General features: G+C 43.0%; 10 protein-coding genes. 8 read left to right on the top strand and 2 right to left on the bottom strand.

Going from position 1 to position 11,906, the window contains the following annotated elements; all coding sequences use genetic code 11:
- Positions 1-233: 233 nt before the first annotated feature.
- The 3 genes from ACKI3C_RS03975 (at position 234) to ACKI3C_RS03965 (ending at position 1,817) form a co-directional block, all read left to right on the top strand.
- Entirely contained in the window at positions 234-374 is a 141-nt protein-coding gene (locus ACKI3C_RS03975; protein ID WP_407402279.1) for a transposase, read from the top strand.
- A 102-nt stretch (positions 375-476) separates the two neighbouring features.
- Positions 477-923 carry a hypothetical protein gene (locus ACKI3C_RS03970; RefSeq protein ID WP_407402277.1) on the top strand — a complete coding sequence of 149 codons (447 nt, stop codon included), beginning with the start codon at positions 477-479 and terminating at the stop codon, positions 921-923.
- Positions 924-935: 12 nt separating this feature from the next.
- Positions 936-1,817 (top strand): hypothetical protein, encoded by an 882-nt coding sequence (locus tag ACKI3C_RS03965; protein WP_407402275.1) that lies wholly within the window; start codon positions 936-938, stop codon positions 1,815-1,817.
- Positions 1,818-2,225: 408 nt separating this feature from the next.
- On the opposite strand, the gene ACKI3C_RS03960 is transcribed toward ACKI3C_RS03965, so the two are convergent.
- Positions 2,226-3,953 carry a GTPase gene (locus tag ACKI3C_RS03960; protein ID WP_321625835.1) on the bottom strand — a complete coding sequence of 576 codons (1,728 nt, stop codon included), beginning with the start codon at positions 3,951-3,953 and terminating at the stop codon, positions 2,226-2,228.
- Between the two features lie 2 nt (positions 3,954-3,955).
- Positions 3,956-6,094, bottom strand: a complete 2,139-nt coding sequence (locus ACKI3C_RS03955) for a GTPase (protein WP_407402272.1) — start codon at positions 6,092-6,094, stop codon at positions 3,956-3,958.
- Positions 6,095-6,733: 639 nt separating this feature from the next.
- Between ACKI3C_RS03955 and ACKI3C_RS03950 the strand changes: the two genes are divergently transcribed.
- From ACKI3C_RS03950 to ACKI3C_RS03930, 5 genes are all read left to right on the top strand, one after another.
- On the top strand, positions 6,734-7,795 hold the full coding sequence (locus tag ACKI3C_RS03950) for a hypothetical protein (RefSeq protein ID WP_407402270.1): 1,062 nt from the start codon (positions 6,734-6,736) through the stop codon (positions 7,793-7,795).
- Positions 7,796-7,829: 34 nt separating this feature from the next.
- A complete protein-coding gene (locus tag ACKI3C_RS03945) occupies positions 7,830-8,762 on the top strand; it encodes a hypothetical protein (protein WP_407402268.1) in 933 nt (310 codons plus the stop codon).
- 135 nt (positions 8,763-8,897) lie between these two features.
- Positions 8,898-10,193, top strand: coding sequence for a hypothetical protein (locus ACKI3C_RS03940; protein ID WP_407402266.1), 1,296 nt, complete (start codon positions 8,898-8,900; stop codon positions 10,191-10,193).
- Positions 10,194-10,250: 57 nt separating this feature from the next.
- Complete coding sequence (locus ACKI3C_RS03935; RefSeq protein ID WP_407402264.1) at positions 10,251-10,811, top strand: retropepsin-like aspartic protease; 561 nt, start codon at positions 10,251-10,253, stop codon at positions 10,809-10,811.
- On the top strand, positions 10,811-11,905 hold the full coding sequence (locus tag ACKI3C_RS03930) for a hypothetical protein (RefSeq protein WP_407402262.1): 1,095 nt from the start codon (positions 10,811-10,813) through the stop codon (positions 11,903-11,905). Before ACKI3C_RS03935 ends, ACKI3C_RS03930 begins: the two co-directional genes overlap by 1 nt.
- The last annotated feature ends 1 nt before the right edge of the window (position 11,906 follow it).

Genomic DNA, 11,906 nt, shown 5'->3' with positions numbered 1-11,906 from the left:
GTACCTTTGTCCATAGGTTTGAAATTTGTAGTATGGTCACACAAAGTTACAAACCTTTTGGGAAAGGGCAAATGTTCTTTCCCTTTTTTTTTGCTCACGCGTGAACGCGCGAGGATTCAAGTTTTATCGGACAGCAATAATAAAAATTAGATAAAGTACTGATTTTCTTGCTGAGAAATTTGGTTTTTTCAAATATTTTTAGTATCTTTGTATTGGATAAAAATATTAGGGCTATGATTAATTTCAGCAAATTCAATTCATTGTATTCGGTTGCAATGTATTTCAACACCGAATCAAAGTGTCAACAAGCAATTGTTGAATCTCGTTGGGGTGATGATGTTGTATGCCCTTATTGTGGCAAACACAAGTGGTAGTGAGTGTTTCAAGCAGATGTTTACAAAGAGTATTGGTGTTGTTGATTATGAAATATTAAAGAATGCTGCATAAATATTTCATAAATTTGTTATATTTGAAGTATGGGAAAGATTAAGAAATTTGAAGAATTTATTGAGAATGTAAATGAAAGATATTCTGTAGAGGATAATTTACACAGATTAGATGAAATGGCAAAAATCTCAAGAGATTTTGACCAATTACCTAAAAATGCAGAAGTCTGGGTATATGGAGAAAATGATGAACAAGGAACAAAAACACCACACTTTCATCTTAAAATAGATAATGGAAAGATTGAGTTGGAGATAAAGTTGGAGAATATTGTAGATATGACAATATGGAGGACCAAACATAATTTCCCCAAATCATGGGATGGTATAACTGAAGTTAGAGACAAGGTTAAAGATTGGTTGATGAAACCAAATAAAAAGAGACCATCTCTATATAATTGGCAAATAGTAACCGATGAATGGAATAATGCAAACTCTTCAAATGAAGTAGAAGATGATTTTGTAGTACCTAATAAATAACAATAAAAGTGTATGAAGAATATAAAAGGTTTTGATGAATTCAAAGAAGATAAAAAATTGAAAGTTCTTGATATTTTTGATTTTGACAACATTCCAATGTTAGAATTGGATAAGGCATATATTGAATATGAACCATTAGATGATGATATAGATTATTATTCTTTGGATGAAGATTATATACTTGAAATAAAAGACAATAAATCAAATGAAATCCACAATACTCAAGATGTTGTGACTCAAGCAAAAAATCAACTAAAAATTCAAGATTTTCAAATAAGAATTAAATCCCCTAATGGAGTTGATTATATTGAAGCAAAGAAATTACTGAAAGAATATCCCGATTATTTTACAATGAAAACTGCTTTGTTGATTCCTGCTATTAAAAGGGATGTTGATGTAATCACTGAATTCATGGATATTAAAGGATATTTTAGAGCAAAATCAGCAACATATAAAGATAAAAGAGGAAGACTTTGGATGGTACTGTTGTTTGACCCTAAAAAACAAGAAAGTATTAGAGAAATGGTACTCAAACATTATAAGTATGCATATCACACTTCACCATCATATAATGCAGAGTCAATAGATACAAATGGAATATTAGCACAAAAATCAAGTGTGCCATTTGAAACTAACACAAAGAGAGTATATTTATATTTAGGGAATACTTCAAACCCCGAATATGTAAATATGATGACATCAATATCAAAAAAAATCAAAAGGGAGAACAAAGAATTTGCAGGTGATTTTGTAGAATATGAAATTTTACTTAAAAATCTTCCTTCAAATGCTGAATTTTATATTGATATTCATGGTTATGGAAAAGATTATATTTACACAGAAACAAATATACCAGTCAATGCTATAAGAGATACAGAAGATAAATCATACTAAATTTGATTATCTAAACAATAACATATTAAGGTCGGTAGTTAGGTATAGTCCAATATTTTTATCCAATTTAACCCATATAGGGTATGTGAATATCTTAATGGGTGCTAACCTACTACTGACCTTCTTTTAAGACTATTTATAGTCAACAAGTATATCATTACCAAAGTATATTATTTATTTCGGTCGCTTTTGAGCCTGCTTTGGTATCTCCGACGGTCTCGACCATCGGTTACGATGCAGTGTAACGACTCTGTCGTTGTCATATAATCTACTCAAAACATATCTCAAAATCGCCTCGACATAATTAATAGAACCCACCGTAATTCACAGGGTGCTATCAGTATTTATTCTTCTGTGGGTTGCTGGTTGAGGATGATTGCAGCCCGATAAATGCTGACTGATGATGTCTCAGTAGTTTTCTTGTATGCGTGAAATGAGCGTGCGGGTGCGCTCGATGAGGGTGCCGTAGTGCTTGAACTCGGCATCGGTCGACTGGATTGCCTCCTCGATTTGCTTGATCTGCTCGTCGATTGCCGCAATCTTGGGGTTGATGTTGGCGTCAATCCACGACTGGGTGTCCTCGTCAAACTTCATGTCGATGACGTTGGCTGCCTCGTCAAAGGTGTTGCGTATGTCGCTGCGGCAGCCCAGGAGCTGCTTCTGCATTTTCTCCTCCTGGCAGTCGTCCCATATCTGCAGGCCTATGCCCAGCATCACACCGCCCACGCCCAGCACTTTGCCGAACTTGCTTATCTTGGAAGACACCTTCACGGCCTCCCAGGGCTTGAACTGCTTGCCGAAGGTCTGACCTGCCTGCAGCATCATGCTCTCGGCCTCGGGCGAGGCAAACGACCCTAGCAGGAACACCGTGTTCCAGCCTATCTCGGTCTTGGGGCCGGTGGCACACTGGGCTATCCAGCGGCTTATCTTGATTGCCTGTTCCGACCCGGTGCGCAGTTTGCCGGCAGTTTCTTGCGACAGCTTGATGGCGCCTATCTCTTTCTTGATTGCCGACTTCAAAGTTCCGGCAAACTCGGTGGTCTCGAGGCGTTCCACGTTCTTCACGAGCGTGTCGTTCTCGAGCTTGATGATTTCTTCAAGTTCGCGCACGGCCTCGGTATAGACCGAGTTGGTGCTCTGGTATTTCTCTTGCAGCTTGCCGTTCACCTCTTCTTCTTTCTCTTGCGAGGTGAGGTTGTTGGCGATGTCATATCCCCAGTTGCGCACCTCTTGCGACTTGCGGCGTATCAGGTTGTAGGCCTCGGTGTTGATGCGCTCCTTTGCCTCGGTGAGCATGCGGCGCTGCTGGTTGAGCAATTCAATCGAACCGTCGGCGCAGTAGTCGCCGCTCTTGAACTCGGCCATGGCCTCCGAAAGCATCTGCTCAAGCTTGTAGAGCGATGTGGTGCACTTGCCCAGCGTCTTTTTCTTGGCGATGAAGCGGTTCATGTTCTCGTAGAAGATGTCAAATCCGCTCATCTTCAACAGTTCCGCGCGGTCTTCGCCATCGGCTTCCTGCGCATCGAGATAGCAGTTCACGTCGATATAGCTCACATAGAGGTCTTCGGCTGTGTATTCGGGCGAAATCACGGGAAGCACGTCGTGGGCGAAAAACTCAGCCTGGCCCTCCTCGGTGTTGCCATAGGCCGACGACTCCATCTTGTTGAACACTAGCATCATCTCGTTGCCCTTGCCCTTCTCGATGAGCAGCTTGCGGAAGTGGTTGCCCAGCCCCTCGCTGAACCCCTCGGCGGTGCACACAAACACGATGAGGTCGGCATCGGCCATTGCCTTGTAGGTCATCTCGTCATGGTCAGGACGCTTCTGGGTGTGGATGCCCGGGGTATCTACCACCTCGATGCCGTTCCAGTCGAGCACATGGCACTCGCCTGTGGTCACTCCCTGGCCTATCTCCAGCTCTTGGCCGGTGAGGATCGACAGGATCGACGACTTGCCTGCGCTGTACTGGCCGGCAAAGACGATGCTCACTTTCTTGCCTTCGTCAACAAAATGAGCGGGCACGAATTGAGCCCTGTGTTTCAGGTTCTCGATTGATGACGATGAGAATGCCTGGCGGGTCTCGGCAAACAGTTCTAACGCCTCGGCGTTGAATTCTTCTATACTTAACTTGCTCATGTTCATTTTCTCAATATGATGTGGATGTTCATTATTTGCTGTATCAGGTTTATCGAGTCAATCTCCTCCATAGTGAAGTTGCTGTTGCTCAAGTACACTATTGTGTGCTGGCCGCCGTCGAGCTGCATGAATTGCGGCTCCAGGTCGATGTCGAAGTAGTTGAGCAGGTAGGCGAGCTGTTCCTCGGCCGGCTTGCCCTGCTGCCACTTGACCACATGGATGGTTTCCTTGTTGCCCAGCTTCGACGATATGTCGTGCGCGCTGCATGGCAGGTCAGCGGTTCCGTTCACCACGATAGCCACGCGGCGGCCGGGCACGCGAGCCACGCACTCAATGCGGTCGAGCTCGGGAGCGTCAAGCCCCAGGGCATTGAATATGTTGGCAATCATCATCTTGCTTATGTTCTTGTGGTTCTTGCTGTAACCAAGTGCCAGCTCCCTCTCGCTTGCCGACAGAGCCAGCAGGCTGCTGCCTATCATCTTCAGCGTGTCGGCAACGGTGTTCTCGTTCTTGATGATGCTGATGTTGAACCCCCCGATGGTCTTCTCCTTGCTCTTCTTCTCGGCATAGTCGATGCTCTCGTTGAGTTTCTGGGTGAGCATGAGACGGCGTTCGCGCAGTTTGTTCTCCTTGGAGTCACACAGCCATGCCAGCAGCGAGAATGCCGCCCCCACGCCAGCAGCTGCCCAACCTATGGGGTTAGACGACAGAGCCATGGCGGTTATTGCCAGGCCTGCGCTGCTCAACGCTCCGGTCCACTTCATCACGCGTTTCCAGTTCACAAACTGGTAGTTGCCCAGCGTGTTGTTGTACTGCCAGGTGTAAGAGAAGTCCATCTCGGTCTTCAGCTCCGACAGCATCTCGGCGATCTTCTCCTCAAGCCTCGTCTGCACGGTCGTGAACAGCTTGTCCAGGTTGGCCTGCGTGGTGAATCGCTGGCAATGCTCCTTCCACGCCTCGTCCACGTTGCTGTCCTCGAGGTGCATCTCCACAAAGCCGGGAATCGAGTTGCGCAGCTTGTTGTACTCGCGGGTGATAGAGTTGGAGATATTAGACTTCTGCCCGCGGTTGAACGATGTGCACCAGTCCTCAAACTGGGCAATCTTGTCTTGCATGACGAGGTACTGGCTGTGGGCGTTGCTGCTGAAGTCAAAGAGCAGGTTCATCTGCTGGAACAGCGGCGCGTCGATGATCGACAGGTAGCACTTCTTGCGGTGCAGCACGCCATTAGTATATACCTCATTGATGATAGCGTCCTCCACCAGGGCAAAGCGGCTCACCTTCTCCAACTCGTTCTTCTTGCTGGCGTAACCCTCTTGCTGCGAGGCATACTTGGCAAGCAGGTGGGTCACGATAAACTCCACATGCTCGCTTGGCAGCTGTTCGTGCAGGAACTTGTTGAACTGCTCGCTCAACCCGTCTATGTTCATGCGCTCGTTGAGCTTGTCGGGGTTGTCGAGCAAGCGCTTAAGCCTGAAGTCGTCCACCTTCTCGCCTATGCTCTGCTTGAAGTTGCACACGCACACTATGGGCTTGTCCATGCGCTTGAGCTTCACCAGCCAGTCGGCCTCGGTGCCCTCCGGTTGGCCGGCTGTGATCATGAACAGTATCAGGTCGGCATAGATGGCTGCCGACTCGGCCTTCTTGTCGTCTTCATCGCCGCCGTAGGCATCAATGCCAGGCACATCGGTAACCGACATACCCTCCCATTCATAGCTGCGCACGTCGCGGGTGGTGCGTTGACCCCCCTTGCCTATGTGCGACCCGTCGCCGTGAGTGAGAATCTCCATCAGTGTGCTCTTGCCGGCCTTGGTGCGGCCAAACAGGGTAATGTTAAACCTAGAGTTCTCCTTGTGCTTCGTTTCCAGGTTGTTCTGTGTCTCGAAGAACGACGATTTAAACTCGGTCTGCACCAGTTCAAGCTGTGACTTGATGTTATTGATCAGGGCAATGTCGGTCACATGATAAGTCTCCAGGTCGCCCAGGCAGTCAGTGATAATCAACGAAGCATCCTCAATCGACTGCTTAAGCCCTGCGAGATAGACCTTGGCGTCCTCATAGCCCTGCCTGTTAGCCATGTGGCAAGCATCAAGCGCCGCCTGCAAGTGGTCTCGGGTAATATGTTGGGAAGTACTATTCACTCTTGTAAAATATTAACTAATTGCAAAGATACTTTATTTTTGCGTAAAACAAAAAAATGAAAGAGAAATTTAGACATTCCTCCCCTTCACAATGTCACACACCGCCAGCGATGTGCAGGGACTAGAGTTTGCTGGTTGCAACACGAGATTTGGTTTACCTACAAAAATAAAGGGTAAATTCTACTTTTTTATGCCAACTATACTTTATTTAAGAAAAAAAGATTATCTTTGCACATCTTTCAGTAAGTGTAAACTTGCATTAGATAATTGATGCCACTATGTAGTTGCATCAGTCACATTTGGTAAAAGGCGTTACTAAGCGCTTGGTTCTACGTGTTGAAACTTGGAACACTTCAATGACCAGTTAGACCCAAAGCAGCGAACGACGCCCACTTGGTATGTACTATTATGTCATGTATCCTTTGTGCCCATACGGTTGCAAAGGAGGTGCGTATATATACCACCGTGGGGCTTGTGTCGTTGCTCGTCTGCAACTGGCCAGGTAAGTTCCAAGACCTCAACACGTGAAGCGAGCAATAGAGTGCGGGCTTCACGTTTTTTATTATCTGTGATTTACCTTAATATAACTACGTTAATCATCTGACCTGAAGCCCGGTCAGGAAAAAATATTGAAAAAACATGAATAACAATTCCACAATTAAAATCGTAGGCTTAGTGGGATTTTTGGCCTTCGCAGCAGTGAGTTGTTGGGCTACTAGCGAGTCTTTACACCTATTATTACCTAGTTGGCCTGTTATATTTTGTTGGGCAGTAACTATCGGCTTTTTCTTTATTGCTTCATGGGGTACAAAGATGATTGTTGATAGTTTAAACCAAAATATCTACATGGAAAAGCGAGGTTTACGTCTTATAGGTGGCGTTTTGGTCGTTTTGTTTTTCTGGTTGGTTTGCAGTATGCCTACCAATACCCACACATTTTTCTATCGTCAAGTTGCCTCTGACGTGACAACGGCAGATTTATCTACTACCAAAAGCTATCTTACTGATATTAGTGAAAACAGGAAAACATTAAGTGATTATCAACTAGAAGTAGAAAAGGTACAACGAGAAGTGAACTCAAAACTTATTGACCTCGAAGCAGAGATTGACAATCCTGTGAATGTGGGCGATGGACCAAAGGCAAAAAGTATCTTATATGAAATATCACAAATATTAAGGTGTAAACCAATCGAAACTTTATCAGGTGCTGCATCAAGTCCACAACAGAGAGAAGCGCGTAAAAAGGCTTATAGAACAATCGTACAAAATCAGCTTGAAGCTTATGTTGCCGATTTGGCAAAAAGTGCTGATGGCAAAAAGAGTGGTGATGCTAAGCTTGCCACAAAAGCAATCAAACAAATTTCCCAGATGCAAGCCGTTATTACCGATATGAAAAACCAAGGTAATATAGAAAACGACAAGATTATGCAATCTGATGTTGTTATGCAAAATGGATATACGATAGTAAAGAACAACAGTGGTGCGGTAAATTTCCAAAACAAAGACGATGAAGTGCTCTATACAGCAGACCCTATAGTAACAAAGACACATCGCCTCTTAAGTGTTTTTGATGTGTGGAAAGACTGGCTTACAACAACTAAATATGATGGTCATGGCTTCATTTTCTGGGTTCTTATATCAATCCTTGTTGACATCGCTGCCTTCATATTCTTTGACATGGCATTCAAGAAAAGAGACTAATGAATAACAACAAATAATACGACACAACATAATTATGGCAATTGAAATAAATAACGGCGGTATTGCGCCTGTAGAAGGAATTGAACCTATTACTCCTGGTATTGACAATGTTTCTCAAGAGTTGGTAGAACCGACATCTACCCAAGGTCCTGCTGGATTGTCTCAGCAGGAGTTGAATGACCCCAACAGTATTCGAGTTACTATTGCGGACCAAAGCACCCCCATCGTAGTACTTTATGGACCTCCTGCTTGTGGTAAAACAATGACTCTGGTGCGCATGACCCGTTTCCTGAAGAAACATGGATATACAGTCGCTCCTGAGAGAATATTCAGGCCGTCTTTTGACAACAATTATTGCGATCTTTGTGATAATTTTGACCAAATGATGAATTCGGACAATGCAGCAAATAGTACTAGCAGTATTAGCTTCATGCTTGTGAAAGTCTTGAAGGATGGTAAACCTATCTGCCAAATACTTGAGGCTCCCGGTGAATATTATTTCAACCCAGATGACCCCAACAGAGAATATCCAGCTTATGTTCATGCAATCATTAATGGCCCGAATAGGAAAGTTTGGTCCATCATGGTGGAACCCGACTGGACAGACAGTACTCCCAGGGCTAACTATGTGACTCGCATTGCTAATCTAAAGACAAAGATGTCTTCTCAGGACAAAACTCTTTTTGTCTTTAACAAGATTGACTTGACTCCGTATGTTAGAAGCGCAGGAGAAGTTAACACTAAGGAAGCAATAAAATATATACAAAACCTATATCCTGGCATTTTTGCTCCGTTCAAGAACGAGAACCCTATCACAAAATTCTTCAAAGAATATAATTGCGAATTCGTACCTTTCATGACAGGCTCGTATGCTCGAACAATGAACGGAGGATTCATGTATACAGAAGGCCATGAGTCGTACGCAAAAAAACTGTGGCAAGCGATGCTTAAGTTAATTAACGGATAATTTACTATTATGGGTCTAAATATCAATTTATTCGTCCATGGAGTCCCAATGGGTCAGAAGATTTGGGGACCAAAAGGTGATGACAACATGTTCCTGTCATCATTTTATGGTCCCAAATGGGACATGCCCGAAATAATGAAAGTTGATGTAATGACTTTTGGTGGCTCTACTTACTGCTATTATTCGTTTGTCAAGGGCAAGAATGTGTGTGATGCCAATGGACGTGAGGGCGCCTATTTCGCTCTCACGGTCCGCGTCAATGCTTTTTACGCTGATGTTCAGAATATGTACAATGTACTGAAAGCAACTTATGACAAGATGTGTGTGGGGCTATGTGTTCAGGATGATGGAAACTCAATCAAATACTTGGTGCCTGATTTTTCAGGAATAGACTCAAAGCTCAAGGAAATGGAGAAACATCTTTTGGGCTATATAGGTGAGTATTCGATAGGCGACGACATAGTTTCTTTAAATGGATTCTCGTATAGTAGCCAAGGGACAGTCACAAATTGCAACTTACATGAGTGCAGCAAGGAAACTGCCTTGGACATAGTGAAGAGAACTGGCAAAATTGTAGTTTCCCCATGGTTCCCATCGGCAAGTGCAGCAAGAGTAATATCTCAACTACAAAACGACTTGCAAGCGACTATCCAGAGAACTTCCCAAGAAATTAGAATGCAGCAGCAAGCATCCCAAGAAAAAATTGACGCAATAACAAGGCAGTCGCGCGAGGAACTCAGAGAATGCCGCGAGGAAGCTCGTAAGCAAATGTCACAAGCCGATAAAGATTGCCAGGAAAAAATTGAGGAAATCAAGAAAAGCTATTCAGATGTTGATGCGACAATCAAAAGAATGAAAGTTCAAATCGATGCGGAAAAAGCGACGGCAAAAGAGTATAAAGAGAAATGTGACAAGATGGATAAAGAAATTGCTCGCAATAAAACTCGTGTACAAAAATTGGAAACTGAATATGCACGGTTAGAAGATGATTACAGACAATTATCAAAAGGGCAACCTGTGGTTCCTCGCCCTCGCAGAATTAACTTGTGGCTTGTCTCTGGTGTGAGTTTTTTTATCTTACTGCTCTTAGGGTCATCCATCATCTTTGGAGTAAAATGTTACAGTGTAAAGAAAGAAATACAGGAAAGAGACGCCCAAATAGAGCAGATGCAGACAGAAAACGACAGTCTTAATAAAATAGTGAAAGGTTCAAGAGGACAATTTGGGACCTCCGAAAGCGTTGGCTGTTCTCAAATAGGAACTCAAGGTGACAGCACTCAACACTCTAACCCACAACAAGAATACAAAAAGGGCTCCACCCAGCCACCCAAAGAAGGAAGCGAAAAAGCAACAAACCAAGATGCAACTCAAACACAAACCAAAGAACAAAAAAAAGAGACTCATCCTGAAAAGTCAAAAGTGACTGCTTAATCTTGATTGGGCCTATTGTTGTACTAACTTGATCAATGTGTTTTTAATTAACAAATAATGAAACAACTTAAACAAATCATATTACTATCAGCTATGGTAATATTGCTTCTTGCCTCTTGTGATGGGGGAGAAACGAAGAAAGTTACCTACTATGATGACGAGATAGAAAACGAGGTGGAAGAAACCGAGGCAAGCGAAATAGACTCTCCCAACGAGGGATACAGCGTAGCAGTGCCTTTTACAGAAAGAGGGGGAGTAAAACTTGTTGCAGTAAAAGTTAACGATCAGTTTACTATAGATATGATAATTGATAGCGGATGCTCTGGTACCTTGATTTCTGTTTCTGAAGCAAAATATCTCTACGAGAAGGGAGGCATCTCTGACGATGACTTCTTGGGCACAAGCCGTGCTCAAATTGCTGACGGAAGCATTGTTGAAAATCTGGTTGTTAATCTGCGGAAACTTGAAATAGGAGGACTAATCATGTGTGAAGACGTTGAAGCTACAGTGTCTAATAACACAAATGCCCCACTATTGTTAGGGAACGAGGTCTTAAATCGTACTGCCTCTTATTCGGTTGACAATGAAAACAAGGTAATAATCTTTAATCTTAGGTAATGAATATATCAGTATATTTATTTGGCGATTTTAGCCACGGTTTTATACAGTATCCCAACGACTACTCTAAAACCATTTTCGAAACATTCCGTCATAACGCACAAGCAACAACTCAGATTGCGATTCATCGTGATGAGGATCTCATGTATTACGGATATCTTCGTATGCTCGAAAATGACAAATACATAGGTCTGTGCACAGTTGTCAACGGAAAGGTGATAACTGATATTGACAGTTTGTTTACTGTATATGAGCGTGCTATAGAGACCATGGTGCGTAATGGTTACCTTATTCACTTTGATGACAAAGGTGAGATTACGGCAAAAATAGATATACTATATGAGAACAAAGAGGAAATTGACTTAATCACATCAATCCTCCAGGAATCGTTTAATCGTCTTGAAAGTAGTTCACGACCCCTGCCAGCCGTGAACTACTCTATAGCCTCTAACTCCGTTGCTAGTTTCTCTATACAAGATAATGGAGAAGATATAATAAAATCTAGTTATTCCTATGGATACACAATGGTGTATAAATCCAAAGGGTTCAACACGGCTCAGATGAATAGCTATAAAGGTATAATCGCAAGGAAATTTCACGAAATAGAGGAACTGCAAAATGAATGCAACCAACTCAAAGGAGAAGTGTCATCACTCAAGAACAAGCAGCGTAACATAAAGTGGGTTGCATTGCTAGGAATAGTTGCAATCGTGTTTGGTCTCATATTGTGGAATAAGGTTCTCTTCCCCTCAGAAGTGACAAAAAAAGATATGGGAGAATATGTGTATTATGGACCAATAAAAAATGGAGAGCCTAACGGTATAGGCGTAGCCATATATAAGGAAGATGACGCATCTGGACGCTTGTATTACTATGGCAATTTTACCTCTGGCAAGAGAATAGACGATAATGCTTATTTGTTTTACAAAAACGGTTCATACTTTAATGGTAAAATGGATGAGGACTGTTGGAAAGAAGGATTGTTATTTAGCACGAACAAAGAACACTTTATCGGCAAATTCAAAGACAACAAACCGTTTGATGGCAAGTGGTATGAACACAAACTAGTTCAAACAATAAAAAATGGAGAATGAA

Origin of the sequence: Sodaliphilus sp. (assembly GCF_045598405.1) — a bacterium.
GTDB classification, from domain to species: Bacteria; Bacteroidota; Bacteroidia; order Bacteroidales; family Muribaculaceae; genus Sodaliphilus; species Sodaliphilus limicaballi.
Note: the sequence above shows the minus strand (reverse complement) of the source record. Positions and strands in the feature narration are given on the sequence as shown.